The organism is Phenylobacterium sp. P4_E10 (assembly GCF_056401675.1).
Window position 1 is genome coordinate 133,316 of record NZ_JBFUIW010000006.1, and the last position, 25,243, is coordinate 158,558.

Genomic DNA, 25,243 nt, shown 5'->3' on the forward strand with positions numbered 1-25,243 from the left:
TCCCATGAGCGGTCATCACCTCGCCCAGATCAACGTCGCGCGCCTCAAGGCGCCGATGGACGCGCCGGAGACGGCGGACTTCAAGAACAACCTCGACCGCATCAACGCGATCGCCGAGGCCTCGCCCGGCTTCGTCTGGCGGTTGACCGGCGAGGGCGACGACGCCACCGACCTGGTCGCCTTCGACGACCCGATGATCATCACCAACATGTCTGTGTGGGAAAGCCCGGCCGCCCTGGGCGCCTTTGTCTACCGCTCCGGCCACGTGGAAATCATGCGCCGCCGCGCCGAGTGGTTCCACGAGATGGAGGTGTTCATGGCGCTCTGGTGGGTCCCCGCGGACCACACGCCGTCCCTCGCCGAGGCGCTCGCCAAGCTGGCCCTGATCGAACGCGACGGCCCGACTGCGCAGGCCTTCACCTTCCGCCAGCCGTTCCCGGCGCCGGATGCGACCACCTCCCCCCTCCCAATTCTCGACAAATGCGCCTAAAGAGCCCGCCCATGAAAGCAGCCGTCATCGTCTTCCCCGGTTCCAACTGCGATCGTGACTGCAAGGTCGCCGTCGAGCGCTCCACGGGCGCCAAGGTCGACATGGTCTGGCACGCCGAGACCTCCTTGCCCGATGGCCTGGACCTGATCGTGCTGCCCGGCGGCTTCTCCTATGGCGACTACCTGCGCTGCGCGGCCATGGCCTCGCTGGCCCCGGTGATGTCCGAGGTTCGCGCCGCCGCCGATCGCGGCGTGGCGGTCGTGGGGATCTGCAACGGCTTCCAGGTGCTGACCGAGTCGAAGATGCTGCCCGGCGCCCTGCTGCGGAACGAGAAGCTGAAGTACGTCTGCAAGCCGGTGGCGCTGGAAGTCACCAACGCTCAGACCCGCTTCACCGCCGCCTACAACGGCCGCCGCGAGGTCGAGATGACCGTCGGCAACGGCGAGGGCAACTTCTTCGCCGACGAGGAAACCCTCGACCGGCTGGAGGGCGAAGGCCAGGTGGTCTTCCGCTATCTCGACAACCCGAACGGCTCCTCGCGCAGCATCGCCGGCATCGTCAACAAGCAGGGCAACGTGCTGGGGATCATGCCCCACCCCGACCGCGCCTTCGAGGCCGAGCTCGGCTCGGCCGACGGCGCCCTGCTGTTCCAGAGCGCCCTGGCCAGCGCCTGATCTGGAGTGTGACAGCTTCAAGTGGAAGCCGTTGAAGCGACCGCCACGCTCTAAGGACCGGGTCTAGTCGTCATCGTCCTCGCCGGTCTCGTCGCCGATCGCCTCGGCGACGAGCTTTCGCCACACCGGGTCGCTATCGTCGACCAGGTCGACGTCTTCCAGCAGCGCCACCGCGCCGGCCCCGTCGGGCAGGACCAGGCCGAGCACTTCCATGGTCTCGCCGTCCTCGCTGTCGTGGGCCTCGGCCTGAACGGCCACCGCGGCGACCTCGCCGTCGTCGTCCCACCAGATCACCGGCTGCGGCAGGTCCATGTCGATCGTCCGGCCGCCGCGGGTGTCGCCCAGGGCGAAGATCGCCTGGCGCGCCTGCACGTTCTCGAGCGTCGCCACCGACCCGGTGAACGCGGTCAGCCGCGTCCAGTCGTCGACATCGTAGCCGCCGCCGTCGAAGCCGGGCTCTTCGCCAAATTCGCTCATTGATCCCGCTCCTGTGTGCGACAGATCCCTCGATCCATGCGCCTCATAAGGCGGCCAAGCCTAATGGATCGTGGCCGCGGTGCGCCGCGTCATCGGCAGGTCTGGATGCGAAGCAAGACCACCCGCGCCGCAGAAGGCAAATTTCCTTCACGCCTGCTGCTGCTTGAGCGGCAGCAAGGCGATCAGGCTGATCAGCGCCGCCACCGCCAGGTAGATCCCCACCGGGACCAGGCCGCCCTTGGTGGCCAGGGCCTGGGCGATCATCGGGGTCAGGCCGCCGCCGATGATGCCGCCGACGTTGAAGGACATCGAGGCGCCGGTATAGCGGACCCGCGCCGGGAATAGACCGGGCAGGAACGCGCCCAGCGGGCCATAGACGAAGCCCATGGCCAGTAGCGCCAGCGACAGGAACGCCCAGCTGCCCAGCAGCGAGCCGCCGCCCATCATCGGGGCCATCAGCGCGCCGACCCCGATCGCCATGACGCAGCCGGCCATCAGCACCCGGCGCGGGTTGGTGGCGTCCGACCAATAGCCGGCCAGCACGATGCCCAGCGCCATGAAGCCGATCGCCCCCAGTTGCACGCCCAGGAAGGTCTCGCGGCTATGGCCCATGGTCTGGGTGCCGTAGCCGAGCGCGAAGGCGGTCGAGAGGTAGAACGTGGCGAAGCAAGCCACCACCGCGAAGGTGCCGGCCAGGGTCGGCAGCAAGTGGCGCTTGAACAGCTCGGCCAATGGCACGTCGGAGGGCTTCTCCTCCTCCAGCGCCTTGGCGAAGGCCGGGGTCTCGGTGAGCTTGAGCCGCACCCACAGGCCGACGCCGACCAGCAGCGCGCTGCCCAGGAACGGCAGGCGCCAGCCCCAGGCCTGGAACTGTTCGGGGGTCAGCAGCACGCCGAGGATCAGGAACAGGCCGTTGGCGGCGATGAAGCCGACCGGCGCGCCGAGCTGCGGGAACATGCCATAGCGGGCGCGCCAGCCGGGCGGCGCGTTCTCCACCGCCAACAGCGCAGCGCCGCCCCACTCGCCGCCCAGGCCGAAGCCCTGGCCGAAGCGCAGCACGCAGAGCAGCACCGGCGCCAGCCAGCCGGCCATCTGGTAGGTCGGCAGGAAGGCGATGGCCACGGTCGAGCCGCCCATCAGCAGCAGGGAGGCGACCAAGGTCGACTTGCGCCCGATGCGGTCGCCGAAGTGTCCGAAGACGATCGCGCCGACCGGGCGAGCGAAGAACGCCACCGCCATGCTGGCGTAGGACGAGAGCAGCTGCATCGAAGGCGAGGCGGCGGGGAAGAACAGCGGGCCGAACACCAGCGAGGCCGCGGTAGCGTAGATGTAGAAATCGTAGAACTCGACTGCGGTCCCGACCAGGCTCGCGCCCAGGACCCGCCGCGCCGACGGCGCCTCAGTACTCTTCGCCATTCCCATCCCCGGTTTTTACGCCGCCCGGCTTGGCTCCTGCGGGCCTTGAGGTCAAGCGGCCGGCCGGTCGCACCTGAACAATTGCAAAGCCTGCAACTGATAGCTGCCGAGACCAGAGAACTCGGTTACCTAAGGACAGGGTGATTCGGAGGGCGAACCGGTATGGCTCAAGGCCTGAAGGCGCTGCGCATTCTCGTCGTCGACGACAACGAGCAGATGCGGATCATCATCGGCACCGTGCTTCTGGCCCTCGGCGTCGGTCGCCTGTTCTACGCCAAGGACGGCCGCGACGGCCTGGATGTGCTGACCCGCGAACAGATCGACGTGGCTTTTGTCGACTACGAGATGCCGGTCATGAACGGCCTCGATTTCATTTCCCAGGTTCGCGCCCGCCCGGGCGATGTCCGCTTCCTGCCGATCATCATGCTGACCGGCCACTCCGATCTGGTCCGATTGAACGCGGCGCGCGACCGCGGCGTGAACGAATTCCTGGCCAAGCCGGTGACCGCGCGCGACATCGTGCTGAGGCTGAACTCGGTGATCTTCAAGGCGCGCGCCTACGTGCAGTGCGAGGAGTTCTTCGGGCCTGACCGCCGCCGCCGCCGCCGACCGGACTACACCGGCCCGATGCGCCGTTCGGCCGACCGCGTGGACTTCCTCGAGCTCTAGGCCAGCGGAATCCAGACCTCCAGGCCGCCCAGCCCGGTGCGCGGATCGAAGCTCGGATGGTGGCGCTCCAGGCTCACCGCCTCGGCGGCGATCTCGCCGCTCTCGCCAAGCCAGCGATCCCAGATGCCGCGATAGGTGGCGCGAATAGTGGTCACGTGCCCCGGGTGGTCGAACACCGCATAGCGGGCCGGGGCGATACGCACCCGCGCGAAACCGTCCGGCGCCTGGGCGAAGCTCGTCACTTCCGCAGCGCAGACATAGTCGAACCCCCCGCCCTCGTCGGCCGGGGTCATCAGGCCGACCGGAATCGGGTTCGCCAGGTCGGAGATACCGGCGAACTGCGGGCCGAACCGCCGCCATAACAGGGTGATGGCCTCGGCGTTGTCGAACCCGCACGGACCGCGCAGGCCGACCGCCAGGATTTCGCCGGCCGTCTCGAACCGCGCAGGACCGACCGTGGCTAAGGGATCGTCGGCGAACTTCAGCGGCTCCTGCAAGATCAGTCCCTCCACGCCGCGCGCCCTCACCTGTTCGGGGCTGACGCCGAACTGAGCGCCGAAAGCGCGGGTAAAGGCCTCATGCGAGCCGTAGCCGGCCTCCAGCGCCACATCGAGAATGCTGGTCGCGCCGCCGGCGAGGGCGCGGGCGGCTTCGCCGAGCCGGCGGCCGCGGACATAGGCCATCACCGACATGCCGCTCGCTTCGCCGAAGGCGTGGGCCAGGTGGTGCCGCGAGACGCCGCAGGCCTGCGCGATCTCCCCCAGCGACAAGTCGCGGCCGAGGTTGCGGTCGATCACCCAAAGCGCCCGACGCGTCAGCGACATGGGGCAGTGGTCGCAACAATTTGGCCGACCCGCAATCGCGATCAAATGCGCTCTGAGCGCCTGCGCTACCCGTTGCTCATCAGAGGAGGCGTCCCGTGGAAACGCACACCGCCCAACAGCTTCTCGCCGCCCTGCGCACCGGCCAGGTCAGCGCCGCCGAACTGACCGCCGCCGCCATCACCGACATCGAGGCCCGGGACGGGGCGATCAACGCCGTCGTGGTCCGCGACTTCGACCGCGCCCGCCAGGCGGCCCAGGCCGCCGATGCGGCCCGCGCCCGCGGCGAGGACCGCCCGCTGCTGGGCCTGCCGATGACCATCAAGGAGTCGTTCAACATCGCCGGACTGCCGACCACCTGGGGCCTTCCGGGAACCGCCGACATCCCGGTCGCCCGCGACGCCGTCGTGGTCGAGCGGCTGAAGGCCGCCGGGGCGATCATCCTGGGCAAGACCAACACCCCGGCCATGCTCGCCGACTGGCAGAGCGCCAATCCCGTCTATGGCGTCACCCGCAACCCCTGGGACCAGACACACACGCCAGGCGGTTCGTCCGGCGGCGGCGCGGCGGCCGTGGCGGCGGGTTTCTCGGCCCTGGAGTTCGGCTCCGACCTGGCCAGTTCGCTGCGCTGCCCGGCCGCCTTCTGCGGCGTCTATGCGCACAAGCCGTCCTATGGCCTGGTTCCCACCGGCGGCTTTGCTCCACCTGGCGCACCGGCCGATGGGCCGCCCATCGACCTCTCGGTGCTGGGTCCGTTGGCGCGCTGCCCGGCCGATCTGGAGTTGGCGCTTGATGTGGCCGCGGGCGCCTCCCTCCCGGCCCCGCGCCACCATACGCTGGCCGACCACCGCGTGCTGGTGCTGGACGAGCACCCGCTCCTGCAGACCTCGCCGGTCGTGCGCGGGGCGCTGGCCAATCTGGGGGCCCAGCTGGAGGCTGTGGGCTGCCGAGTCGGCCGCGGCAGCCCCTTGCTTCCGGACCTGGCGGAGCTGGCCGAGGTGTTCCAGGTCCTGCTGATGGCGCTCTTCGCCGAGGCCGACCAGGCCGCCTGGACCGAGGCCGACCGCCGGCGCCAGGAGATCGGCCGCCAATGGCGCGCCTTGTTCGAGCAATGGGATGTCGTGCTCTGCCCTGCCATGCCGACCACCGCCTTTCCCCTGCGCGAGGGCGACCCGATGGGGACGGTCCTCGCACAGGACGGGATCGAGATCGCCTACGAGAGCCAGCCGCTGTGGGGCAGCCTGGCCACCATCGCCGGCAATCCAGCCACCAGCATCCCGCTTGGTCTCTCTCCTGAAGGCCTGCCCATCGGCGCCCAGGCGATCGGCGCGATCGGCGAGGACCGTACGACCCTGGCCTTCGCCGGTCTTGTGGAGCGCGAGTTCGGCGGTTTCGTCGCTCCGCCTAGCCGATCTGGAACCGGATGATCGGGCCGTTCCAGTCGGCGGTGTCGAAGTCGGCCTCCTCGATCGCTTGCGCCTGCGGATGGCTGGCGGCCGCGCGGCGCCAGAAGGCCAGGGCCGCGACGTTGCGCCGGGCGACAGCGGTTTCCCAGATCCCGGGAAAGCGGCTGAATATGGCGTGCGCCGCCGTCGTGCCCATGCCGCCGCGGCGGTGTTTCCGCACGATGAAGAACTCGCCCATGTTGCGGTCCAGCGGCCGGCCCGAGTGCGGTGTCCTGTTCAGCAGCGCAAAGCCGATCAGCCGCCCCTGCGAACGCAGCAGCAGCGGAACGTGGCCCTCGTCGCGCCAGTAGGGATCGAGCGGGTATTCGGCGAAGCGCCCGTCCGCGCCGAGTTCGCCGTCGGCGCGCCCGGCCCAGAACTCCGAGAAGTCGTGGGTGTAGAGCTGCATCAGGTTCTCGATCGCCGTCCGCTCGTGGGGTTCGGCGACCTTCAGTTCGACGTCCGGCATCGCTCCCTCCAGGTCTCAGCCCAGCCTTAGCACCAGATCGAGCTCGTCACGGATCGGGATGTCGTAGTGCCCGCGCCGGGGGATCGAAGGTTTTCGCTTCCGAGCTTGATCGACCGCGCCGCGCCGCAAGGCCGCCAGCTCAAAGCCCCGCCGCTGGTAGAAGCGCAGCGCGTCGAGATTGTCGTTGGTGGTTGTCAACCGCAGGGCCACGAAGCCTTCGAGGTGGTCCGCGATGAAGTTCAGGAGCGCCGTGCCCACGCCCTCGCGGGGTGCGAACGCGTTGATCGCCACCAACTCCGCGGTCGGCCGGTCGCGGCCGCTGACCGCCGCCAGCCCCGCCATCTCGCCGGCCACGAAGATTTCGCATTCGCCGATCGTGTAGGCCTCGCCCCGCGCCAGGATCGGCTCGCCCCACTCGGCGACCAGCCGCGCGATCGCCGCCTCCCGCTCCGCACCGCTCGCCAGCCGCACCTGCATGGGTTCGAGCCTAGCACAGATAGCCGCCATTCCTTGATTTGGCCGCGGCCTTGGGCCACTGGAGCGGCATGTCCCTGCGCATCGATCCGTTCCACGCCATCTCAGTCAGCGGCCTGGCCCATCGCCTGAAGAGCGAGGGGCGATCCGTCATCCACATGGAGTTCGGCCAGCCCTCCACCGGCGCCCCGAAGGCGGCGATCGAGACGGCTCATCGCGTGCTCGACAGCGATCCGATGGGCTACTGGGAAAGCCCGACGCTAAAGGCGCGCATCGCCCAGCACTACCAGGAGAAGTACGGCGTCACCGTCGCGCCGAACCAGCTGACCCTCACCTGCGGCGCCTCGCCGGCCCTGGTGCTGGCGCTGTCCTCGGCCTTCTCGCCCGGTGACCGCGTGGCGCTGGCCCGGCCCGGCTACGTCGCCTATCGCAACACTCTGAAGGCCCTGCACATCGAGCCGGTGGAGCTGGCCTGCGGCGTGGGTGAGCGCTTCCAGCTGAGCGCCGAGCGGATCGCCGCGCTCGACCCGCCGCCGCAGGGCGTGATCATCGCCAGCCCCGCCAATCCCACCGGCACCATCATCCCGGCCGACGAGCTGGAGGCCATCGCCAAGGTCTGCCGCGAGCGCGGGATCAAGATCGTCTCCGACGAGATCTATCACGGCCTCTCCTATGTGGAGCCGGCCCGCTCGATGCTGGAGTTCGAGCCGAACGCCTTCATCGTCAACTCGTTCTCCAAATACTTCAGCATGGCCGGCTGGCGGCTGGGCTGGCTGCTGTCGCCGCCCGATCATGTGAAGGCGGCGGTCGCCTATATGGGCGCGCTGTTCCTGACCCCGCCGTCGCTCGCCCAGCATGCGGCGCTGGCGGCCATGGATGCGACCGAGGAGCTGGAGGGCCACGTCGAGGTCTACCGCGCCAATCGCGCCCTGCTGCTGGAAGCCCTGCCGCGGCTGGGCCTGACCGCCATCGCCCCGCCCGACGGCGCCTTCTACATCTACGCCGACATCGGCCACCTGACCGACGACAGCCTCGCCTTCTGCCAGCGCCTGCTGCAGGACACCGGCGTGGCCACCGCGCCAGGCATCGACTTCGACCCGGTCGAGGGCAAGCACTACATCCGCATGTCGTTCGCGGTCTCGACCCCGGAAATCCAGGAGGCGATTTCCCGCCTGGAGCCCTGGCTTGCCGCCCAGGCGCGCACGCCCGGCGCCTGACGGCGGTTTCGCGCGTTTGATCTGGACGCGAACCTGGAGCGTCCGATGGCCCAAATCACCGCCCCTGCCGACGGCTGGCGCCTGGCCGGCGGCGTGGCCCTCAGTCTGGTCGGCGCGGCGATCCTGGCGGCGCTGGTCTATGTGTTCAACTGCAGCGGCGCGACCTGCGAGCGGGCGATGATCGACCTTGGCCTGGCGGGCTCGGCGCTGGTCGCCGCGATCGGCCAGATCGCGCTGATCGTGGGCCTGCGGATGATCTGGGTGGCCCTGCGCGGCGTGTCCTGAACGCTTGCTCGCCGGTAATCGGGGGCCTAGGCTCGGACCAATAATTTACGCCATAAAGGGAAGCGACGATGAGCGCGGCGGTGGAAACGGTCCAGAAATCCGAAGAGGTTCTCTACGAGGTGTCCGAGGGCGTCGCGACCCTGACCCTCAACCGCCCCGAGCGGCTCAACACCATCTCCGGCCCGATGCTGGCGCGCCTGACCCAGCTGCTGATCAAGGCCAACGAGGACCCCGCGGTCCGCGTCATCGTGCTGACCGGAACCGGCCGCGCCTTCTGCGCCGGGCTCGACCTGGTCGACGCCACCCAGGGCTCGGGCATCGGCTCGGACAAGCAGGTCTCCACGGTCTCGGTGAACATCGACCTGCGCAACACCCCGCCAACCGTGCTGTTCGCCATGGACAAGCCGACCATCTGCGCGCTGAACGGCTCGGCCGCCGGCTACGGCATGGACACCGCCATGGGCTGCGACATCCGCATCGCCGGCGAGAGCGCCAAGATGGCCGCCGCCTTCGTCAAGCGCGGCGTGGTGCCCGAGAGCGGCGGCACCTGGATCCTGCCGCGCCTGCTGGGCTGGGCCAAGGCCGCCGAGCTGATCTTCACCGGCCGCACCCTGTCGGCGCGCGAGAGCCTCGAACTGGGCCTGGTCAACCACGTCGTCCCCGACGCCGAACTGGCCGCCAAGACCCGCGAGATCGCCCTGGAGATGGCCGCCAACGCACCGCTGGCCGTGCAGTCGGCCAAGCGGCTGATGCGGATGGGCCTGTCGGAGACGTTCAACGACCACGTCCACCACGTCTATCTGCAGTTCCTGCAGCTGATCCGCACCCAGGACTTCAAGGAGGGCATGACCTCGTTCCTGGAAAAGCGGCCCGCGGACTTCCACGGACGCTAGGCCCGCGCGGCGAACCCCACGCTGCCGTCGTCGTCCGCCCCCAGGCTCTGCACTGCGCGGACGGACGCCGCCGGCGGCCCGTTCGCGCAGGCCTCGGTGAGGCGCTCGAGCGCCGCCTCGTCGCCGATCGCCAGCAGCTCGACCGAGCCGTCGGCGCAGTTGCGCACCCAGCCGTCGAGCCCGAGCGCCTGGGCCTGGCGCTCGGCCCACCAGCGGTAGCCGACGCCCTGCACCTGGCCGCTGATCCGCAATCTGACCGCTCGCCGTTCCATGGACGGGAAATGCGGGACCACGGCTCCGGGTTTCCACCCCTTTCCTTGCCCCATGGTCATCGGCCTAATCTGGCGTGAGTAAAATTGGTGGGAGGACCTGGCATGGCCAGACTGGGATGGACCTTGGCGCTGGCGGCGCTGACTGCAGGATGCGCGGCGACCGCGCCTAGCAAGCCTCAGCCGCAGGCGCAGGCCGCCAAGCCGATCCCGGAGCTCCGCCCCGGCGTGCTGGCCGGCTACCTGCCGATGGGCGGCGCGCCCAACAGCCTGGCGATCGTCCCGCCGCCGCCCGCGCCCGGCTCCGCGGCGCAGGCCCGCGACGACGCCGCCGCCAAGGCCGCCGTCGCCATTCAGGGGACGCCGCGCTGGAACGTTGCGATCCAGGACGCCGACCTGAAGTTCCCGGCCGCGGCGGAGACCTTCTCCTGCCCGCTCGACGTGAAGATCAGCCCCGAGACCACGCCACGGCTCTACACCCTGCTGCGGCGGACCCTGGCGGACAGCGGTCTTTCGACCTATCCGACCAAGAACAAGTATCAGCGCGCGCGGCCGTTCACGGTCAGCAACACACCGATCTGCACGCCGGCGGAGGAAGCGGCCCTGCGCAAGGACGGCTCCTATCCCTCGGGCCACAGCGCCATCGGCTGGGGCTGGGCGCTGATCCTGACCCAGGTCGCGCCGGACCGGGCCGACGCCATCCTGTCGCGCGGCCGCGCCTTCACCCAGAGCCGGGTGGTCTGCAACGTCCACTGGACCAGCGACACCGAGGAGGGCCGCATGATGGGCTCGGCCACGGTCGCCAAGCTGCAAGGCAATGCGGATTTCCTCGCCGACGTGGAGGCGGCCCGGGCCGAGCTCACCGCCGCCCGCGCCGCCGGCCACAAGCCGACCCGCGACTGCGCCGCCGAGGCCGCCGCCCTGGCCTCCGGCTAGCCCCCGGTTCAGACGGAAGCGTCTGAACCGGTCTTGCTTAGAGAGTGGAGCGTGACGGGCGCCGCAACCGGCGCCCACTTGCGGCTGTCACGCTCACACGGTCTCGCCGGCGTAGGCGGCCTCGAGGTCGGCGACGACGATCTTGCTCATCTTGAGCATGGCCTGGACCACGCGCTGCGCCTTGGCCGGATCGGAGTCGCTCATCAGCCGCGGCAGCGCCTTGGGCACGACCTGCCAGGAGACGCCGAACCGGTCCTTCAGCCAGGCGCACTGGCTGGGGGAGCCGCCGCCGGCGATCAGCCCGTCCCAGTAGCGGTCGACCTCGGCCTGGTCCTCGCAATCGATGACGAAGGACACCGCCTCGGTGAACTTGAAGTTCGGCCCGCCGTTCAGGGCCGAGAACCTCACCCCGTCGAGCTCGAACTCGACCGTCATGACCTGGCCCGCCATGCCGCCCGGCGAGCCTGCCGGATAGCGCACCACCGACAGGATCTTCGAGTTGGGGAACAGCGAGCAGTAGAGCTCGGCGGCCTCGTGGGCCTGTCCGTCGAACCACAGGAACGGATGGATCTTCTGCATGTCGTCGTCCTTCCATTGGGCGCGCGCGCGGCCCGCTGATTTAGAGGGCTGACGCCGGCCGAAAGCCAGCGGCGTTCAAAGGACGAACGCGCCCTCGCCAATCCGACACTGGCTCTGCCCCCTCCGTGAAACGCCTGATTGCCCAGTCCCTTGCCGAGCGCCCAAGCTTCAGCCGCCCCCAACAGGACGACGGCCATGACGGCGCAGCCTTCCACGACCGCTTTGGACAACGTGGAAGGCATCTTCGAAGGCGGTCCCCCCCGCCGGCTCACCGCGCTCGCCCGCCTGCCCTCGCCGCTCTGCCCTAACGCCTTCGTTCGGCTACTGCTGGTGATCGGCATCGCCTGGGCGCCCCTGGCGGCGCTGGTCCTGCTGGATGCGCTGACCGGCCGCCCCCAGGTCTTGCCGACCTTCGGCAGGGACATCGGGGTTCACGCACGCTACGCGTTCGCGGCGCCGGCCCTGGTGCTCGCCCATGCGCTCTGCGCGCGACGTCTCGGCGCGATCGCCCACCACTTCCTCGTCGCCGGACTACTGAACGAGCATGACCAGCGCCGGATGGCGGCCGCCTTGGAGGCGACGCGGCGGCGCGTGCGGTCCCTGTGGGCCGAAGCCCTGGTCTTCATCGCCACCTACCTGCTGGCCTTCACGGCGCTCAATACCGAAGGCGAAGCCTTGCGCTTGTCGGCTTGGCAGACAGATGCGAACGGCGTCGATCTCACGGCCGCCGGATGGTGGCATGCGATGGTGAGTGTTCCGCTGCTGATGATCCTGCTGCTTGGCTGGGCGTGGCGCATCGCGAACTGGGCCTGGTTCCTGGGCCAAGTCTCTCGGCTCGACCTGCAACTGATCGCTTCCCACCCCGATCAGGCCGGCGGCCTAGGCTTCCTGGCTCAATCGGTCCGGGCCTTCGCTGCTGTGGGAATCGGCCTCGGCGGGATCGTCGCCGGCCGTTTCGCCTACGTGTACATGCACGGATTGGCCAATCCGTTCACCAACGGCCTGCTGCTCGGCGGCACCGTGGGGGTCGTTCTGCTGCTGGCCGTGGGCCCCCTGGCAGTCTTTGCAATCCCGTTGGCGCGCGCCTGGCGCAAAGGGGGTATGGCGTACGGACGGCTGGCCACCCAGATCGGCCTGCAGCTGGAAAACGCCTGGCTCGGCCCGCCCGGCCCACAGCCGCGCCCCATGTTGGCGGAGCCCGACTTCTCAGCGACGACCGACCTCTACCAGGTCGTCGGCAACGTCAATTCGATGCGCTTCCTGCCTGTGGACCCGCGCAGCATTCTGATCCTGGTCGGCTTCACCTTGGCGCCGTTCGTGCCGGCGGCTCTCATCTCGATGCCGGCCAGCGTGATCCTGTCGGAGGTGAAGGCGCTGCTGTTCTGACCCGCGCCGGCGGTCAGCGGGGCCGCTTGGCGGGCGTCGCCGACTTGGGTGGCGGCAGGCTGAAGAGATCGCGGCTGACCGGCCGGAAGTCGACGTTCTTCAGCACCCTCACTCGCGGCTCGCCCGCCCCGTGTCCGTAGACGGTCAGCTTGAATGGCGCGGTGACCGGCCCGACCTTGCGATAGTCCGACAACTCGGTGGTCACCTGCTCCCCGTTGACGGTCTCGACCATCACGCCGAGCAGACCGGTCCGGCGATCGAACCAAAGCTCGCGCGGGACGCCGCCGGCCGGCTGCACCCGCAGCACATCGAACGAGCGGCCGCCGCGTTCACGCACGCCAAGGTGACTGCTGCGAAGGTCGTAGCGGCTCGGATAGTAGAAGCCATAGACGCCGAAGAAGGCTTCCGACCGCACCTTGGCGACGAATTCGCCCTGGTCGGAGCCGGTCAGCACCCCGCCCGCCAGCACGCGCCACTCGGCCGCGCCGTTATAGGCCTGCACCAGCTCCCCGCCGCCGGGCGCCGGCGTCTCCACACGCATCCCGTAGCGCAAGGGGTCGAGCCAGCGCTCGAAGGCCTGGCCGTCTTCCTCCCCGACCTCATGGACGCCGCGCAGGGCGTTCCAACCGGCCGAGCCGCCGGAAGCGGACCTGGCCCGGTCGAGGACCTGTTGGGCGGCCGGGGAGTTCTGAGCGTGGGCGGCGGCGGCGGTCACGAGCATCGCGACGGCGAGCACCGCCGCAATCGGCTGACGCATCGGCGAGTTCCACATGGGCGCGAGCTAGGCCCGCCAGGATGTCCACATTGGGGCGCCGGTCAAAGCCGACTCGCCCGTTGCAGCTTCAGTTAGCCGGTATGGTGGCGCTCGCGAAGCAGAGGAAGCAGCGCGGCGTAGAACAGCAGCCCCACCGTCAGATAGGCCAGAAAGCGATCCGCAGGCTGGTGAAGCTCCGCAGCGAAGAAGCGCCGGAAGAAGGTCACCTCGACCGCGCCCACCGCGAAGATCAGTGCGGTAGCCCCAAATCCGACTGCAAGCCTCTGCAGCGTGGAGGGCGCGACGCTGAAGGTGCGGACTGCGAACCCGGCGCACGGCAGCAGCAGGAACGCCACCAGCAGGGCGCCGACGATCTGGCTCGGCTTGCCTTCGATGCCGGCCAGTTCCAGCACGTCGCGCGCCAGGCGGGATATGCCGAGCGTCGTGAACAGGGTGCAGAAATAGACGAACGCCGCTCCGGCTACTCGCGTGATCCCGTTCATCGTCGCCAGCCCCTGCGCCCGAGCCTGAGCCGCGGCGTGTGCACCGCTGCTCCTCGACCGGGAGTTTAGGCACGGCGAGCAGGCGGCGACAAACCCGCGCCTTAACCAAAACCGCACGGATCGACGTCCATGTTCGCTTCAAGGGTGGGGAGGAAGGCTGCTTGGGACAGCGTCGAGGACGCGACTGGGCCGGCTGGCGGCGGCTGGCGATTCTGACGGCGGTCTATGCGGCCGCCTTGGCCCATGGCCTGTTCCTGTCAGGGGCCACCCACGCCATTCCCACCATCTGGACCGCCAACGCGGTGATCGTGGCCGGCTTGCTGCTGCTCAGCCGACGCCACGGCGCGTTCCTGCTGGCGACCGCATTGGTCCTGCACGTGGCCCTCGGACTGCTGGGCGGCGATCCGCTGCCCTTCACGCTGGCGATTTCCCTTCTCGACCTTGCTCAGGTCTATGCCGGCGCGGAGCTGATGAAGTTCCTGCGCACCCCGATCCGCGTGCGCGACATGCGCGGGTTCCTGACCATCGTCATGGTGTCCAGCACCATCGCCGCTGCGACCAATATCCTCGTCAACGGCGTTCTCAGCCTGTGGGCCGGCCACCCGTTCTGGACCGGCTGGAACGGCTGGATCACCTCCAATGTGCTGGGCGTGGCGATCGTCCTCCCGACGCTGCTGATCCTCTTCGACCCTCGGCACCGCGACAGCTTTCCGGCTTCCGTGTCCGAGATTGCCCTCTCGACGATCCTGACCGCGGCCAGCGCCGCGGCGATTTTCCTGATCGACCCGGCGCTGCAGGTGCTGCTGTGCGCGCCGGCCCTGCTCGGCGTCTTTCGAGGCGGCCCCCGCGCCGCCGCCTTGATGATTCCGGCCTCGCTGGCGGCCACGATACCGGCGGTGCTGTACAAGACCGGCCTCAACGTCGAAACCGCCCTGCCGCCGCTGCGCTACGCCGAGTTGATCCACATGGTGCTCTACGGCGTCTGCATGGCCTCGGCGCTGACGCTCAGCCGGCAGTCGCGTCTGCAGGCCCTGCTCGTCCATCGCAACGCCGCCGCCCGAGCCGCCCAGGAACGCGCCCAGGCCGCCAGTCAGGCCAAGTCCGACTTCCTGGCCACCATCAGCCATGAGATCCGCACACCGCTGAACAGCATCCTCGGCTTCGCCGCCCTGGTCGCGGACGAGGCCGAACTCTCGTCCGAGAACCGTCGCCGGTTGGAACTGGTGGGCAGCGCGGGCCGGTCGCTGGCCGAGATCGTCGGCGACCTTCTCGACTTCGCCAAGGTCGAGGCCGGCGCCCTGCAGCTCAATCTCGCCCCGGCCTCGCCCTCCACAGCGCTGCGCGACGCCGCCGCCATTGTCGCGTCGTCAGCCTCCGCCAAGGGTTTGGCGCTTCAGGTCCGAGTCGACCAAGCGGGCGAGGAACTCTTCCAGCTCGACGCCGCGCGGCTGCGGCAGGTGCTGCTGAACCTGCTCGCCAACGCCGTAAAATTCACCGCCGAGGGCGAGGTCGTCGCCCGGCTCACCGTCGGGCCGGCAGCGAGCGCGCTGCGTTTTGAGGTCGCCGACACCGGCATCGGCATCGCGCCGGAGGTCCAAGCCCAGCTCTTCCAGCGCTTCACCCAGGCCGACACCTCGATCAGCCGCAGCTATGGCGGAACCGGCCTGGGCCTGGCCATCAGCCGCGCCCTGGTCACCCAGATGGGCGGGCGGATCGGCGTCGAGAGCGCGCCGGGCCGCGGCTCCACCTTCTGGATCGAGCTGACCGCCGCAACCGCCCAGGCCGTCGAACCGGCCGTCTCGGCGGCAAGAGACGCCGCCATGCCCCAAGCCGCAGCCGCGCCGCGCGTGCTGCTGGTCGACGACCATCCGCTCAATCGCGAGCTGGGCGAGGCGATCCTCACCCTGGCCGGCTGCGAGGTCGCAACGGCGCGGGACGGAGCCGAGGCGCTCGCCGCCGCCGAGCACGGCGGCTACGACCTGATCCTGATGGACGTGCACATGCCGGTCATGGACGGCCTGGCCGCCACCCGCGCCATCCGCGCCCTGCCCCACCCGGTCGGCGCGGTGCCGATCATCGCCCTCAGCGCCGACGTCCTGCCCGAACAGGTCGCGCGCTGCCGCGCGGCGGGGATGAGCAATCACGTGGCCAAGCCGATCGACCGCGACGAGCTGATCGCCGCCGTCGCCCAGGCCTTGGAGGCCGAACCCTTGGAACACGTCCCCGCCGCTGAGTGAGCAGCAGGTTGGCCCGGCAGGGGCGTTCCTGTAAGACCCGCCGCCTATCCCATGCGCAACGGCCTCTTACGGGTTTCCGGCCGCCGCGCGTCGCTCGAGCCCGCATGCAGGAGAAATCCCATGGCGTGGCTCGCCCTTGGTATCGCCGTCTTCACCGAAGTCATCTGGGCGCTCAGCCTCAAGTGGGCCGGGGTCCAGGCCACCTGGCAGGCCGCCAGCGTGCCGATTGCGCTCAGCTTCGTGAACATGGGCCTGCTGGCCCTAGCGATGCGCGGCCTGCCGGCCGGCGCCGCCTACGCCATCTGGACCGGCCTCGGCGCGGTCGGCGTCGGGGTTTGCGGCGCCCTGCTGTTCGGCGAGCGGCTCTCGCCGATGCAGATCGGCTTCATGGGCCTGATCGTTATTGGCGTCGTCGGCATGAAAGCCGCGACGCAGGGCTGAGCGAAGCGCCTGCTTTGACTCACGCCAGCGCTGATGCTCAATGAACATGGTTATCTGAAAAAGGCCTGACCATGCTGAAGCAAACCCTGTGCGCGGCGGCTGCGACTGTCGCTTTGTCTGTCGGCTACGGTGCTCCGGCAGAAGCCGTCGAGCTCTTGCCTTGGAGTTGGGGCTTTGCCGCGATCCGAGACTGCCAGCCGGGATCCTGCTCGCAGGCCGAACTCGCGCTGCAGAACACCTATGCCGCCAACTACAACGCGGACATCAGCATCGCCGTCGACGGCAAGGGCAGCGCCCAACTCTATGCGACGCCGAGCAGCAACTTGGGCTTCCCAATCCTCGGCGCCGCTTCAACGGTTGAGGGCGCCGCCACCAGCACTGCGTTTGTCACGGCCTTCCAGGGCTTTACGAACACCGGCGACCAAGAGCTGCTGCTCAGGTTCACCGGCTCCGTGGACTTCGACCGCACCACCAACTTCGGGTTCGTGACGCCAACCATGGCGGTCCTGGACTCAAGCGTTCGCGACGAGGCCGTCGCCAGCCTTTGGAGCGGCTCCACGTCCGACGGTCTCTTCACCACGGGCTGCGCTTCCGGAACCGGCGCTATCTCCGTGCTCAACCCCGGGCGGCTGGCCAGCTCCACGACGTTCGACACCGCTTCCGGCATGTGTGGGGCTGGCGACGGCTTCATCCATGTGGCCCCCGGCCAGGAGTTCTTCGTCGTCGTTCGGCTGCTGACTTTCCAGTCCCAACCGGGGCTCACAGACGCCTTGCACACCTTCAGCATCGGCTTCTCGTCAGAGATGAGCGACGATCAGGTCGCCCTCGCGTCGCGCTATCTCAGCAATGTGTCGCTTGCCGTGCCGGAGCCCTCGATCTGGGCCATGCTGATCGTCGGTTTCGGGCTGGTCGGGACGACACTTCGAGCGCGAGGCGCGCGCCTCTTGGCCTAGAGGCGACCATCGGGCGATGCGCCGTCGCTCCGGCGATCCTGGCGACGGTTCAACGCTGGGCGAGCCTTGCCAGCATCGACACCAATTCGCGTTCGCGGGTCACGTTCAACTTGGCGAAGATGCTCTTGATCTGGCTGCGCACGGTTTGAAGAGAGGCGCCACGCTCGGCGGCGATTTGCACGCGCGGGACGCCGAGCGCCATGCGCGCCGCCACTTGAGCCTCCGCTGCAGTGAGGCCGAAGGCGCGGGTGAGCACCTTCTCCAGGCCCTGCCAGCTCGGTTCGCCGCCGCGCAGCACGACGATAGCCCGCGGCTCGAACCCTGATGGGGGCGGCGCGCGGGGCAGGCTGATGACGTCGACCACCTGCACCGCGGCCGGTTCGCGGTGATTGCGGTTCACCACCGTCTCGCCCTGTGTGGCCGCCAGATCGCGACAGGCCGCGGCTGCGATGGCCGTCTCCATTTCGCTCGCATCATAGTTCCGCGGCGCCCGCAGCCTGCCATCGACCAGTCGGATCCGTCCGACCGCCAGCGCCGAGGCCGCGCCCGGCGTCAACGCCCTGACCTTGGCTAGGCCGTCGCAGACGAAAGCGGCAATGCCAAGGGCGCCGAGCGGACCGCCAATGACGATCGGCGGTCCGCTCGCCTCCGCGCGCTGCACGCCGCGTTCTGCGGGCATGAAGGATCTCGCCTCGATCGGCTCAAGCAAAAACAACGGGTCCAGCGGCGTGCGCGGGGGCGCGACCGGCGCCCAGGATCGGTGTCCTTCCCCCTCAACCATGCGCTAAGCCCCTCTTAGGTGAATGCCGACGCTCGCGACCAACTCACTCAGAATGTACGCCTGCCAAGCTAAGCCGCAAGCAGGTACACGGATACATAGTCGCAATACACATTGAGCATCCCGCAATTGCGGGATGACGCCAGAGACTGATCGGTTTCTTCCTGTGTTCTTCGGCGAATGGCCGCCGACCAGATTAGCGGGAATTAAGAGCATGAAATTTATTTCGTTAATCGCGATCGGCGCAACGATCGCCGGTTTCGTCGTCACTCCGGTCCTGGCCGGCGAAATCACCGGCAGCAGCAAATCGACGGCGGCCCCGGACCACGCCAATTCGATCTGCGCGTTCTCGGGGCTGAACGACGACCCCGAACTGCCCCCGGTCGGCCGCGTCCAGAACTGGGGCCACAACATGTTGTTCTTCGACCTCAACCCGAAGGACTTCAATCCCGGCGACGCCTGCAATCCGCACGCCGAGCACTAGGCCCGACGGCCCTCACGCCGCCACGACGGGCGGCGTGAGCTGCGGGTCGGCACAGCAGCCAGAAAGGCGAGCCGATGCTCCTTCGCACCATCATTCTTGTCGCCGCGTTTGCGCCCTCGGAAGCAGCCCACGGCGCGGGACTCGACGCGGCGGCGTCGCTGACGCCGGCCTGCCCCATCCCGGTCGCCGCCGAGGCGCCGCCGACGCTGGCGACGCCCCGCCCCCCGGAGCAGGACGACTTCAAGCTGGTCTTCTCCTGCGCCAACTCTACGCCGTCGACTTGAGACACGATCGCCGCAGTTTCCGCCTCCCCCCTCCCCCTCGAGCGAGAGTCCGGCTATACGCGCGCCCATGAGCGCTCAGCCTGGCAAGACCCTCCGCGAAACCGCCGCCGAGTACGGCCTGAAGTCGGAAGAATACGACGTCATCCTGCAACGCCTGAATCGGGAGCCCAACGAGGTTGAGCTCGGCGTGTTCTCGGTGATGTGGTCCGAGCACTGCTCCTACAAATCCAGCAAGATCCACCTGGGCAAGTTCCCGACCACGGGACCGCGGGTGATCTGCGGCCCGGGCGAGAACGCCGGGGTGATCGACATCGGCGATGGCGAGGCCTGCATCTTCAAGATGGAGAGCCACAACCACCCGTCCTACATCGAGCCCTACCAGGGCGCGGCGACCGGCGTCGGCGGCATCATGCGCGACGTCTTCACCATGGGCGCGCGGCCCGTGGCGCTGCTGAACGCCCTGCGCTTCGGCGATCCCAGCCATCCGAAGACCAAGCGCCTGGTGTCGGGCGTCGTCGCCGGCATCGGCGGCTACGGCAACTGCGTGGGCGTGCCCACCGTGGCCGGCGAGACCAACTTCCACCGCGGCTATGACGGCAACATCCTGGTCAACGCCATGTGCGTGGGCCTGGCCGACGCCGACAAGATCTTCTACTCGGCCGCTCCGGCCGCCGGGCTCAGCGTCGTCTACTTCGGTTCGAAGACCGGCCGCGACGGCATCCACGGCGCCACCATGGCGTCGGCCGAGTTCGACGACGCCTCGGACGAGAAGCGCCCGACCGTGCAGGTCGGCGACCCCTTCGCCGAGAAGCTGCTGATCGAAGCCACCCTGGAACTGATGGCGTCCGGCGCCGTCGCCGCCATCCAGGACATGGGCGCGGCCGGCCTGACCTCCTCGTCGGTCGAGATGGCCGGCAAGGGCGGGGTCGGCATCGAGCTCGACCTCGACCATGTGCCGCAGCGCGAAACGGGCATGACCGCCTACGAGATGATGCTGTCGGAAAGCCAGGAGCGCATGCTGGCGATCCTCAAGCCCGGCCGCGAGCGCGACGGCCACGCCATCTTCGAGAAGTGGGGCCTGGACGCCGCCATCATCGGGCTGACCACCGACACCGGCCACCTGGTCCTGAAGCACAAGGGCGAGGTCGTCTGCGACGTGCCGCTGGCGCCGCTGTTCGACGACGCCCCGCTCTATGACCGTCCGTGGGTCGCCCCGGCTCTGCAGCCGCGCCTGGCTCCGGCCGACGTCGCCGCCCCGGCCGACTACGCCGCCGCTGTGGTGAAGCTGATGTCGAGCCCCGACATGGCCTCCAAGCGCTGGCTCTGGGAGCAGTACGACCGCCACGTCATGGCCGACACCCTGGAGGACTCCGCCACCGGGGCCGACGCTGGCATCGTGCGCGTGCACGGGTCGAAGAAGGCGCTGGCCGTCACCTCCGACTGCACCCCGCGCTACGTGCTGGCTGATCCCTACGAGGGCGGCAAGCAGGTGGTCGCCGAAGCCTGGCGCAACCTGACCGCGGTCGGCGCCGACCCGGTCGCCATCACCGACAACCTCAACTTCGGCAATCCGGAGCGGCCCGAGATCATGGGCCAGATCGTCCGCGCGATCGAAGGCATGGCGCAGGCCTGCCGCGAGCTCGACTTCCCGGTCGTGAGCGGCAACGTCTCGCTCTACAACGAGACCAACGGCGCGGCCATTCCGCCGACCCCGACGGTCGGCGCTGTCGGCCTGATCCCCGACTACGCCCGCCGCGCGGACTTCGCCGGCATGCAGGACGGCGACGCCCTGGTGCTGATCGGGGCGACGGTCGGCGAGCTGGGCGCCTCGATGTACCTGCGCGAGGTGCTCGGCCAGGAAGCCGGCGCCCCGCCGCCGGTCGACCTGGCGCTGGAGCGCAAGACCGGCGACCTCGTGCGAAACCTGATCCTGTCCGGCCAAGTCACTGTTTGTCATGATCTTTCTGACGGAGGCTTGATCGCCGCGGCGACCGAGATGGCGCTGGCCTCGAAGCGCGGCTTCTCCCTCGTGTTTCGCAAATTGGACGACGTCCACGCCCAGCTGTTCGGCGAGGACCAGGCCCGCTATCTGGTCGCCGTGAAGGACGCCGCCCCCATCCTCGCCGCGGCGCAAGCGGCCGGTGTCGAGGCCGCCGTGATCGGCCGGGCCGGTGGTTCGGACCTGGCGGTCGAGGGCCTCTTCAGCCTGCCGTTGACCGATCTGCGCACCGCCCACGAGGGCTGGATGCCCGCCTATATGGGCAGCTGACGATGGCCAAGCTCCGCCGCCTCATCGACCTTCCCGGCGTCCGCGACCTCGAGGACAAGGCGCTGATGCAGCCGCGCTACGCCGACGCCGACGCCCGCACGACCTATCCCGAGATCGACGAGCTTTCGCGCGCCCTCTTCGGCATCACCCAGGACGAGGCCGACGACGTGCCTCGGCCGGAGGGCTGGGACCGCATCGACCGCAAGCCGGCCCGCGACCAGGTGATCGCCTTCGAGGCCGAGGGCTGGGACGTCACCGACGACAAGCGCCGCCCGTTGCGGATGCTCGACCACTTCGCGCCGCAGCTCTGGCTCGCCCTGCGCGGCGTGGCCGGCGAACTGCCCTTCCAGGCCGAAGCCGACCCCGACGACGCGGTCTATTCGTCCCTCGCCGCCGACGCCGCCAAGTTCCGGCGCGACCGCCGCTAGAGCTTGACAGCTTCAAGTGGAAGCCGGTTGAAGCGACCGTCACGCTCTACACTTTTGAAGATAGACCCTTTTTTTGTCCGGTTCAGGTGAATCCACCTGAACCGGAAAGGGTCTAGACCGTCGCCTTGCTGAGCAGCTCCAAGGCCGCGGCGGCGAACGCCTCCATGTTCGCGGCCCGGTCGTCCGAGCCGGTCTCGATGGTGGTCACGAATTCGATCGGGCCGGAGATCGCCACGCAGGTGTGGCCCGCGGCGTCGCCGTAGGGATTGCCGGTCGGTCCCGCCGCGCCTGTCTCCGAGACGCCCCAGGTCGCCCCGAACCGCTCGCGCACCGTGCGGGCCAGCAGCATGGCGTATGGCTCGCTGGACGAGCGCATGCCCGCCAGCGCCTCCTTCGGGATCTCCATCAGCATCACCCGCGCCTTGGGCGTATAGACCACCCCGCCGCCCAGATAGTAGGCCGAGGCCCCCGGCACGCTCAGCAGCGCCGCGCTGATCAACCCGCCGGACGAGCTTTCCGCCACCGCCACGGTATGCTTGGCCGCCTTCAGCCGCTCGCCCAGTTCAGCCGCCTGCGTCATTAGAGCCCGCATCCCGATCTTCCCCTCAGATTTTCCGTTGCCAGCCGGCGCACGCGGCTCATGATGCCCGCAATTAGAACCAACGGTATTCTTTCGGGAGGATTTTTATGGACGCCCAATCTCAGTGGACGGGGCTCGACGCCGGTCGCCTGGAGCGCATCGACGAGCATATGGAACGATCCTACATCGGATCGCAGAAGATCATGGGCGCCCAGATCGCCGTCGCCCGCCGCGGCCAGCTGGCCTACCGCAAATCGTTCGGGTCCATGGACCTGGAACGCAACAAGCCGATGGCCGACGACGCCATCTTCCGTATCTATTCGATGACCAAGCCGATCACCTCGGTCGCGTTGATGACCCTCTATGAAAAGGGCCACTTCCAGCTGACCGACCCGGTCAGCCGCTACGTCCCGTCCTGGAAGAACCACCGCGTGTGGGTCTCCGGTGAAGGCGAGAGCATGGTCACCGAGGCGCCGCGCCGCCCGGTCACCTTCCGCGACGTGCTCTGCCACACCGGCGGCTTCACCTATGGCGGCGGCCTGCCGGGCGTGGGCCTCCAACACCCGGTCGACAAGATCTACCGCGACCTGAAGGTCCGCAGCGTCGGCGGCGCCGACACCATGACGACCTTCCTGGACAAGCTGGCCCAGGTGCCGCTGCTCTATCATCCCGGCGAGCGCTGGATGTACTCACTGGCGACCGACATCTGCGGCGCCCTGGTCGAGGTGATCTCCGGCAAGCCGTTCGCCGAGTACCTGCAGGACGAGATCTTCGGCCCGCTCGGCATGAAGGACACCTCGTTCTTCGTCGCCCCCGACAAGGTCGACCGGTTCTGCGCCAACTATCAGCGCGGCCCGGACAAGAAGCTGAAGCTGATCGACGATCCCGCCACCTCGGCCTTCACCCAGGATCCCGGCTTCAAGTCCGGCGGCGGCGGCCTGACCGGCACCACCGACGACTACATGCGCTTCTGCGAGATGCTCCGCCGCGGCGGCGAACTGGACGGCCACCGCGTCCTCGGCCCGCGCACGCTCGAGATGATGCACATGAACCACCTGGCCGGCGGCCAGGACCTGTCGACCATGGCGATCGGCTCCTTCTCGGAGACCGCCAACGACGGCGTCGGCTTCGGGCTCGGCTTCGCCTCGACCAAGGGCCAGGTGGAGACCGGCTCGCTGGGCGCCGGCGACTACTACTGGGGCGGCGCGGCCTCCACCATCTTCTGGGTCGACCCGAAGGAAGAGCTCTCGGTGGTGTTCATGACCCAGCTGATGCCGTCGGGAACCTTCAATTTCCGCGGCCAGCTCAAGAGCCTGATCTACTCCGCCATCGTCGACTGAGGACTTAGGGGACGTCGATGGACCTGCTCGTCAACATCGACGTCCCCGACCTCGCCACCGCCGAGGCCTTCTACACCAGCGCCTTCGACCTCAAGGTCACCCGCCGCTTCGGCGACGGCGGGGTCGAACTGTCGGGCCTGCCGGTGCGGCTCTATCTGCTGCTCAAGCCCGAAGGCTCGGTCGGGGCCGGCGAGGATCCACGCCGCTATCTGCGCCATTGGACGCCCGTGCATCTAGACGTCGTGGTCGAGGACCTGGACCCGGCCCTCGCCCGTGCGCTGGCCGCCGGAGCCACCCTCGATTCCGAGCCGGAGACCCACGCCTGGGGCCGCATCGCGGTGCTGGCCGACCCCTTCGGCAACGGCTTTTGCCTGCTGCAGTTTCTGGGGCGCGGCTATGAGGAGGTCGCCCCCGCGATCTGAAGGCTTGCGCCCAGGCGAACCGCCTGCCCAATCCAGCGGTTGTTAAGCTTTCTGACGCAGAAAGATTCGTTGAGTGGAGCCGCCATCATGCCCATGTCCATCGCCGACCTGGAAAGCAACCTGAGAGAGGCGTTTCCGGACGCCGATATCTCGATCGACGATCTGGCCGGCGACGGTGACCACTACCGCGCGCGCATCGTCTCCCCCGTCTTCGCTGGGCTCTCGCGGGTCAAGCAACATCAGCTGGTCTACGGCGCTCTGAAGGGCAAGGTGGGCGGCGAGTTGCACGCCCTGGCCCTTGAAACCTCCGCCCCGAGCTGAAGGGGGACCGGTGCGCTATCGTCCCTTCGGCGCGTCGGGAAAGGCGGTTTCCGCCGTAAGCCTGCTGTTGCGGGACGCTCCTAACATGAGCTCGCCGTCGGCCTGGCGGGCGACCGCCTTCGCCGCGATGGAGTGCGGCGTGAACTGCTTCGAGGTCACCGCCGGTTCGGAAGTCCTGGCGCTGGGCGTCGGCGAGGCGCTGAGCGCCGTGGAACGGCGACTGATCTTCCTCGGGTGGCGGATGCGTGGGACCCCAGCCGGGGTCATCACCGCGCGCGACGTCGCCGACAGCGTTCGCATGGCGTTGCAGAAGACCCGCGCCGGCTATCTCGACCTGCTGATGATGGACGAGGCGGCGATCGAGACCCTGACGCCGGACGCCCATCACTATCTGGGCGACCTGAAGTCGAGCGGCGTCTGCCTCCAGGTCGGCGTGGCCGGCGACGGACCGGCCATCGAGCGCTGCATCGCCAGCGAGGTCTTCGACGTCCTGGCGACCTCGTTCAACCTGGTCTCCGATTGGCAGGCGCGGCGACGCATTCGCGACGCCTCCGAAGCCAACATGACCCTGATCGGCTGCGATCCCTTCCCGGCCGGTCTGCAGGCCACCCCCTCGGTGCGCCCCGAAGCCGAGCGGCCGATGCGCCGCGGCCTGCTGGGCGGCCGGCGCCCGGACCCGCTGCAGGCCAGCGTCGGCGCCTATGGATTCCTCGAGGACACGCCGGGCTGGACCCACGAGGAGCTCTGCCTGGCCTTCGCCCTGACCGAGCCGGCCTTCGCCACGATCCAGCTGGAAGCCTGGCGAGCCGCCTCCATCGAGCAGATGGCCGCCGTGCCCGACCGCGACATGCCGACCGGCGTCGCCGCCCAGATCGAGATGGCCCGGTTCGGCCAGATCGCGACCCAGCGCCGCGCCTGACGCGCCCGGTGCTTGACCCGAAGCCCCGGG

The 25,243-nt window shown here is 68.9% G+C and carries 31 protein-coding genes; 20 read left to right on the top strand and 11 right to left on the bottom strand.

The genetic code is table 11. The features are described 5' to 3' along the window. Positions 1-4 precede the first annotated feature (4 nt). Both AC1DQJ_RS09120 and purQ read left to right on the top strand, forming a co-directional pair. The gene (locus AC1DQJ_RS09120; RefSeq protein ID WP_477602415.1) at positions 5-490 is read left to right on the top strand and encodes a DUF3291 domain-containing protein; all 486 of its coding nucleotides are present in this window, start codon (positions 5-7) and stop codon (positions 488-490) included. Between the two features lie 11 nt (positions 491-501). Next, positions 502-1,164, top strand: a complete 663-nt coding sequence (purQ, locus tag AC1DQJ_RS09125; protein ID WP_477602417.1) for a phosphoribosylformylglycinamidine synthase subunit PurQ — start codon at positions 502-504, stop codon at positions 1,162-1,164. Positions 1,165-1,227: 63 nt separating this feature from the next. Here purQ and AC1DQJ_RS09130 read toward each other — a convergent pair whose 3' ends face one another. Both AC1DQJ_RS09130 and AC1DQJ_RS09135 read right to left on the bottom strand, forming a co-directional pair. Then, the gene (locus tag AC1DQJ_RS09130; protein WP_477602419.1) at positions 1,228-1,641 is read right to left on the bottom strand and encodes a hypothetical protein; all 414 of its coding nucleotides are present in this window, start codon (positions 1,639-1,641) and stop codon (positions 1,228-1,230) included. A 147-nt stretch (positions 1,642-1,788) separates the two neighbouring features. Then, the gene (locus AC1DQJ_RS09135; RefSeq protein ID WP_477602421.1) at positions 1,789-3,057 is read right to left on the bottom strand and encodes an MFS transporter; all 1,269 of its coding nucleotides are present in this window, start codon (positions 3,055-3,057) and stop codon (positions 1,789-1,791) included. A 162-nt stretch (positions 3,058-3,219) separates the two neighbouring features. Between AC1DQJ_RS09135 and AC1DQJ_RS09140 the strand changes: the two genes are divergently transcribed. After that, on the top strand, positions 3,220-3,726 hold the full coding sequence (locus AC1DQJ_RS09140) for a response regulator (RefSeq protein WP_477602423.1): 507 nt from the start codon (positions 3,220-3,222) through the stop codon (positions 3,724-3,726). Here AC1DQJ_RS09140 and AC1DQJ_RS09145 read toward each other — a convergent pair. Continuing rightward, a complete protein-coding gene (locus AC1DQJ_RS09145) occupies positions 3,723-4,550 on the bottom strand; it encodes an AraC family transcriptional regulator (RefSeq protein WP_477602425.1) in 828 nt (275 codons plus the stop codon). The genes AC1DQJ_RS09140 and AC1DQJ_RS09145 overlap by 4 nt on opposite strands. A gap of 95 nt (positions 4,551-4,645) precedes the next feature. On the opposite strand from AC1DQJ_RS09145, the gene AC1DQJ_RS09150 reads away from it, so the two are divergent. Then, complete coding sequence (locus AC1DQJ_RS09150) at positions 4,646-5,974, top strand: amidase family protein (RefSeq protein WP_477602427.1); 1,329 nt, start codon at positions 4,646-4,648, stop codon at positions 5,972-5,974. Here the strand turns inward: AC1DQJ_RS09150 and AC1DQJ_RS09155 are convergent. Together AC1DQJ_RS09155 and AC1DQJ_RS09160 are read right to left on the bottom strand one after the other, a co-directional pair. After that, positions 5,952-6,461 carry a GNAT family N-acetyltransferase gene (locus AC1DQJ_RS09155; protein ID WP_477602429.1) on the bottom strand — a complete coding sequence of 170 codons (510 nt, stop codon included), beginning with the start codon at positions 6,459-6,461 and terminating at the stop codon, positions 5,952-5,954. The genes AC1DQJ_RS09150 and AC1DQJ_RS09155 overlap by 23 nt on opposite strands. Before the next feature lie 15 nt (positions 6,462-6,476). After that, the gene (locus AC1DQJ_RS09160) at positions 6,477-6,938 is read right to left on the bottom strand and encodes a GNAT family N-acetyltransferase (protein WP_477602431.1); all 462 of its coding nucleotides are present in this window, start codon (positions 6,936-6,938) and stop codon (positions 6,477-6,479) included. A 68-nt stretch (positions 6,939-7,006) separates the two neighbouring features. On the opposite strand from AC1DQJ_RS09160, the gene AC1DQJ_RS09165 reads away from it, so the two are divergent. The 3 genes from AC1DQJ_RS09165 to AC1DQJ_RS09175 all read left to right on the top strand — a co-directional run bounded on the left by AC1DQJ_RS09165 (position 7,007) and on the right by AC1DQJ_RS09175 (position 9,330). Next, positions 7,007-8,152, top strand: coding sequence for a pyridoxal phosphate-dependent aminotransferase (locus tag AC1DQJ_RS09165; protein ID WP_477602433.1), 1,146 nt, complete (start codon positions 7,007-7,009; stop codon positions 8,150-8,152). Between the two features lie 45 nt (positions 8,153-8,197). Beyond that, on the top strand, positions 8,198-8,437 hold the full coding sequence (locus AC1DQJ_RS09170) for a hypothetical protein (protein WP_477602435.1): 240 nt from the start codon (positions 8,198-8,200) through the stop codon (positions 8,435-8,437). 68 nt (positions 8,438-8,505) lie between these two features. Beyond that, positions 8,506-9,330, top strand: coding sequence for an enoyl-CoA hydratase/isomerase family protein (locus tag AC1DQJ_RS09175; protein ID WP_477602437.1), 825 nt, complete (start codon positions 8,506-8,508; stop codon positions 9,328-9,330). Here AC1DQJ_RS09175 and AC1DQJ_RS09180 read toward each other — a convergent pair. Next, the gene (locus tag AC1DQJ_RS09180) at positions 9,327-9,581 is read right to left on the bottom strand and encodes an acylphosphatase (RefSeq protein ID WP_477602439.1); all 255 of its coding nucleotides are present in this window, start codon (positions 9,579-9,581) and stop codon (positions 9,327-9,329) included. The genes AC1DQJ_RS09175 and AC1DQJ_RS09180 overlap by 4 nt on opposite strands. Positions 9,582-9,704: 123 nt before the next feature. Here AC1DQJ_RS09180 and AC1DQJ_RS09185 point away from each other — a divergent pair, with 123 nt between their 5' ends. Further along, positions 9,705-10,535 carry an acid phosphatase gene (locus tag AC1DQJ_RS09185; protein WP_477602441.1) on the top strand — a complete coding sequence of 277 codons (831 nt, stop codon included), beginning with the start codon at positions 9,705-9,707 and terminating at the stop codon, positions 10,533-10,535. 93 nt (positions 10,536-10,628) lie between these two features. On the opposite strand, the gene AC1DQJ_RS09190 is transcribed toward AC1DQJ_RS09185, so the two are convergent. Then, positions 10,629-11,114 (bottom strand): VOC family protein, encoded by a 486-nt coding sequence (locus tag AC1DQJ_RS09190; RefSeq protein WP_477602443.1) that lies wholly within the window; start codon positions 11,112-11,114, stop codon positions 10,629-10,631. A gap of 195 nt (positions 11,115-11,309) precedes the next feature. Between AC1DQJ_RS09190 and AC1DQJ_RS09195 the strand changes: the two genes are divergently transcribed. Then, positions 11,310-12,500, top strand: a complete 1,191-nt coding sequence (locus tag AC1DQJ_RS09195; protein ID WP_477602445.1) for a hypothetical protein — start codon at positions 11,310-11,312, stop codon at positions 12,498-12,500. Between the two features lie 13 nt (positions 12,501-12,513). On the opposite strand, the gene AC1DQJ_RS09200 is transcribed toward AC1DQJ_RS09195, so the two are convergent. Both AC1DQJ_RS09200 and AC1DQJ_RS09205 read right to left on the bottom strand, forming a co-directional pair. Beyond that, the gene (locus AC1DQJ_RS09200) at positions 12,514-13,257 is read right to left on the bottom strand and encodes a hypothetical protein (protein WP_477602447.1); all 744 of its coding nucleotides are present in this window, start codon (positions 13,255-13,257) and stop codon (positions 12,514-12,516) included. A gap of 89 nt (positions 13,258-13,346) precedes the next feature. Further along, positions 13,347-13,757: a hypothetical protein gene (locus AC1DQJ_RS09205; RefSeq protein ID WP_477602449.1), complete on the bottom strand. Its 411-nt coding sequence runs from the start codon at positions 13,755-13,757 to the stop codon at positions 13,347-13,349. A gap of 161 nt (positions 13,758-13,918) precedes the next feature. Between AC1DQJ_RS09205 and AC1DQJ_RS09210 the strand changes: the two genes are divergently transcribed. From AC1DQJ_RS09210 to AC1DQJ_RS09220, 3 genes are all read left to right on the top strand, one after another. Further along, positions 13,919-15,994, top strand: coding sequence for a hybrid sensor histidine kinase/response regulator (locus tag AC1DQJ_RS09210; RefSeq protein WP_477602451.1), 2,076 nt, complete (start codon positions 13,919-13,921; stop codon positions 15,992-15,994). 120 nt (positions 15,995-16,114) lie between these two features. Further along, a complete protein-coding gene (locus AC1DQJ_RS09215) occupies positions 16,115-16,435 on the top strand; it encodes a DMT family transporter (protein WP_477602453.1) in 321 nt (106 codons plus the stop codon). Between the two features lie 71 nt (positions 16,436-16,506). Further along, positions 16,507-17,388, top strand: a complete 882-nt coding sequence (locus AC1DQJ_RS09220) for a PEPxxWA-CTERM sorting domain-containing protein (RefSeq protein ID WP_477602455.1) — start codon at positions 16,507-16,509, stop codon at positions 17,386-17,388. A gap of 49 nt (positions 17,389-17,437) precedes the next feature. On the opposite strand, the gene AC1DQJ_RS09225 is transcribed toward AC1DQJ_RS09220, so the two are convergent. Further along, entirely contained in the window at positions 17,438-18,067 is a 630-nt protein-coding gene (locus tag AC1DQJ_RS09225; RefSeq protein ID WP_477602457.1) for a helix-turn-helix transcriptional regulator, read from the bottom strand. 313 nt (positions 18,068-18,380) lie between these two features. Between AC1DQJ_RS09225 and AC1DQJ_RS09230 the strand changes: the two genes are divergently transcribed. The 4 genes from AC1DQJ_RS09230 (at position 18,381) to AC1DQJ_RS09245 (ending at position 21,631) form a co-directional block, all read left to right on the top strand. Continuing rightward, the gene (locus AC1DQJ_RS09230; RefSeq protein ID WP_477602459.1) at positions 18,381-18,650 is read left to right on the top strand and encodes a hypothetical protein; all 270 of its coding nucleotides are present in this window, start codon (positions 18,381-18,383) and stop codon (positions 18,648-18,650) included. A gap of 74 nt (positions 18,651-18,724) precedes the next feature. Further along, positions 18,725-18,934: a hypothetical protein gene (locus AC1DQJ_RS09235; RefSeq protein ID WP_477602461.1), complete on the top strand. Its 210-nt coding sequence runs from the start codon at positions 18,725-18,727 to the stop codon at positions 18,932-18,934. A 67-nt stretch (positions 18,935-19,001) separates the two neighbouring features. Further along, positions 19,002-21,203 carry a phosphoribosylformylglycinamidine synthase subunit PurL gene (purL, locus tag AC1DQJ_RS09240; protein WP_477602463.1) on the top strand — a complete coding sequence of 734 codons (2,202 nt, stop codon included), beginning with the start codon at positions 19,002-19,004 and terminating at the stop codon, positions 21,201-21,203. 2 nt (positions 21,204-21,205) lie between these two features. Further along, complete coding sequence (locus tag AC1DQJ_RS09245) at positions 21,206-21,631, top strand: hypothetical protein (RefSeq protein WP_477602465.1); 426 nt, start codon at positions 21,206-21,208, stop codon at positions 21,629-21,631. 112 nt (positions 21,632-21,743) lie between these two features. Here AC1DQJ_RS09245 and AC1DQJ_RS09250 read toward each other — a convergent pair whose 3' ends face one another. Then, a complete protein-coding gene (locus AC1DQJ_RS09250; protein ID WP_477602467.1) occupies positions 21,744-22,223 on the bottom strand; it encodes a CinA family protein in 480 nt (159 codons plus the stop codon). 95 nt (positions 22,224-22,318) lie between these two features. Here AC1DQJ_RS09250 and AC1DQJ_RS09255 point away from each other — a divergent pair, with 95 nt between their 5' ends. The 4 genes from AC1DQJ_RS09255 to AC1DQJ_RS09270 all read left to right on the top strand — a co-directional run bounded on the left by AC1DQJ_RS09255 (position 22,319) and on the right by AC1DQJ_RS09270 (position 25,213). Continuing rightward, a complete protein-coding gene (locus tag AC1DQJ_RS09255) occupies positions 22,319-23,551 on the top strand; it encodes a serine hydrolase domain-containing protein (protein ID WP_477602469.1) in 1,233 nt (410 codons plus the stop codon). Positions 23,552-23,568: 17 nt separating this feature from the next. Next, complete coding sequence (locus AC1DQJ_RS09260; RefSeq protein ID WP_477602471.1) at positions 23,569-23,973, top strand: VOC family protein; 405 nt, start codon at positions 23,569-23,571, stop codon at positions 23,971-23,973. Positions 23,974-24,060: 87 nt separating this feature from the next. Beyond that, positions 24,061-24,294: a BolA family protein gene (locus AC1DQJ_RS09265; protein WP_477602473.1), complete on the top strand. Its 234-nt coding sequence runs from the start codon at positions 24,061-24,063 to the stop codon at positions 24,292-24,294. Between the two features lie 85 nt (positions 24,295-24,379). Continuing rightward, positions 24,380-25,213 carry an aldo/keto reductase gene (locus AC1DQJ_RS09270; RefSeq protein ID WP_477602475.1) on the top strand — a complete coding sequence of 278 codons (834 nt, stop codon included), beginning with the start codon at positions 24,380-24,382 and terminating at the stop codon, positions 25,211-25,213. The last annotated feature ends 30 nt before the right edge of the window (positions 25,214-25,243 follow it).

Bases quoted from the DNA above. Each gene is read 5' to 3' on its own strand.
- AC1DQJ_RS09120 (WP_477602415.1), top strand. From the start codon at position 5: ATGAGCGGTCATCACCTCGCCCAGATCAACGTCGCGCGCCTCAAGGCG.
- purQ (WP_477602417.1), top strand. From the start codon at position 502: ATGAAAGCAGCCGTCATCGTCTTCCCCGGTTCCAACTGCGATCGTGAC.
- AC1DQJ_RS09130 (WP_477602419.1), bottom strand. From the start codon at position 1,641: ATGAGCGAATTTGGCGAAGAGCCCGGCTTCGACGGCGGCGGCTACGAT.
- AC1DQJ_RS09135 (WP_477602421.1), bottom strand. From the start codon at position 3,057: ATGGCGAAGAGTACTGAGGCGCCGTCGGCGCGGCGGGTCCTGGGCGCG.
- AC1DQJ_RS09140 (WP_477602423.1), top strand. From the start codon at position 3,220: ATGGCTCAAGGCCTGAAGGCGCTGCGCATTCTCGTCGTCGACGACAAC.
- AC1DQJ_RS09145 (WP_477602425.1), bottom strand. From the start codon at position 4,550: ATGTCGCTGACGCGTCGGGCGCTTTGGGTGATCGACCGCAACCTCGGC.
- AC1DQJ_RS09155 (WP_477602429.1), bottom strand. From the start codon at position 6,461: ATGCCGGACGTCGAACTGAAGGTCGCCGAACCCCACGAGCGGACGGCG.
- AC1DQJ_RS09160 (WP_477602431.1), bottom strand. From the start codon at position 6,938: ATGCAGGTGCGGCTGGCGAGCGGTGCGGAGCGGGAGGCGGCGATCGCG.
- AC1DQJ_RS09165 (WP_477602433.1), top strand. From the start codon at position 7,007: ATGTCCCTGCGCATCGATCCGTTCCACGCCATCTCAGTCAGCGGCCTG.
- AC1DQJ_RS09170 (WP_477602435.1), top strand. From the start codon at position 8,198: ATGGCCCAAATCACCGCCCCTGCCGACGGCTGGCGCCTGGCCGGCGGC.
- AC1DQJ_RS09175 (WP_477602437.1), top strand. From the start codon at position 8,506: ATGAGCGCGGCGGTGGAAACGGTCCAGAAATCCGAAGAGGTTCTCTAC.
- AC1DQJ_RS09185 (WP_477602441.1), top strand. From the start codon at position 9,705: ATGGCCAGACTGGGATGGACCTTGGCGCTGGCGGCGCTGACTGCAGGA.
- AC1DQJ_RS09190 (WP_477602443.1), bottom strand. From the start codon at position 11,114: ATGCAGAAGATCCATCCGTTCCTGTGGTTCGACGGACAGGCCCACGAG.
- AC1DQJ_RS09195 (WP_477602445.1), top strand. From the start codon at position 11,310: ATGACGGCGCAGCCTTCCACGACCGCTTTGGACAACGTGGAAGGCATC.
- AC1DQJ_RS09200 (WP_477602447.1), bottom strand. From the start codon at position 13,257: ATGCGTCAGCCGATTGCGGCGGTGCTCGCCGTCGCGATGCTCGTGACC.
- AC1DQJ_RS09205 (WP_477602449.1), bottom strand. From the start codon at position 13,757: ATGAACGGGATCACGCGAGTAGCCGGAGCGGCGTTCGTCTATTTCTGC.
- AC1DQJ_RS09215 (WP_477602453.1), top strand. From the start codon at position 16,115: ATGGCGTGGCTCGCCCTTGGTATCGCCGTCTTCACCGAAGTCATCTGG.
- AC1DQJ_RS09220 (WP_477602455.1), top strand. From the start codon at position 16,507: ATGCTGAAGCAAACCCTGTGCGCGGCGGCTGCGACTGTCGCTTTGTCT.
- AC1DQJ_RS09225 (WP_477602457.1), bottom strand. From the start codon at position 18,067: ATGCCCGCAGAACGCGGCGTGCAGCGCGCGGAGGCGAGCGGACCGCCG.
- AC1DQJ_RS09230 (WP_477602459.1), top strand. From the start codon at position 18,381: ATGAAATTTATTTCGTTAATCGCGATCGGCGCAACGATCGCCGGTTTC.
- AC1DQJ_RS09235 (WP_477602461.1), top strand. From the start codon at position 18,725: ATGCTCCTTCGCACCATCATTCTTGTCGCCGCGTTTGCGCCCTCGGAA.
- purL (WP_477602463.1), top strand. From the start codon at position 19,002: ATGAGCGCTCAGCCTGGCAAGACCCTCCGCGAAACCGCCGCCGAGTAC.
- AC1DQJ_RS09245 (WP_477602465.1), top strand. From the start codon at position 21,206: ATGGCCAAGCTCCGCCGCCTCATCGACCTTCCCGGCGTCCGCGACCTC.
- AC1DQJ_RS09250 (WP_477602467.1), bottom strand. From the start codon at position 22,223: ATGCGGGCTCTAATGACGCAGGCGGCTGAACTGGGCGAGCGGCTGAAG.
- AC1DQJ_RS09255 (WP_477602469.1), top strand. From the start codon at position 22,319: ATGGACGCCCAATCTCAGTGGACGGGGCTCGACGCCGGTCGCCTGGAG.
- AC1DQJ_RS09260 (WP_477602471.1), top strand. From the start codon at position 23,569: ATGGACCTGCTCGTCAACATCGACGTCCCCGACCTCGCCACCGCCGAG.
- AC1DQJ_RS09265 (WP_477602473.1), top strand. From the start codon at position 24,061: ATGCCCATGTCCATCGCCGACCTGGAAAGCAACCTGAGAGAGGCGTTT.
- AC1DQJ_RS09270 (WP_477602475.1), top strand. From the start codon at position 24,380: ATGAGCTCGCCGTCGGCCTGGCGGGCGACCGCCTTCGCCGCGATGGAG.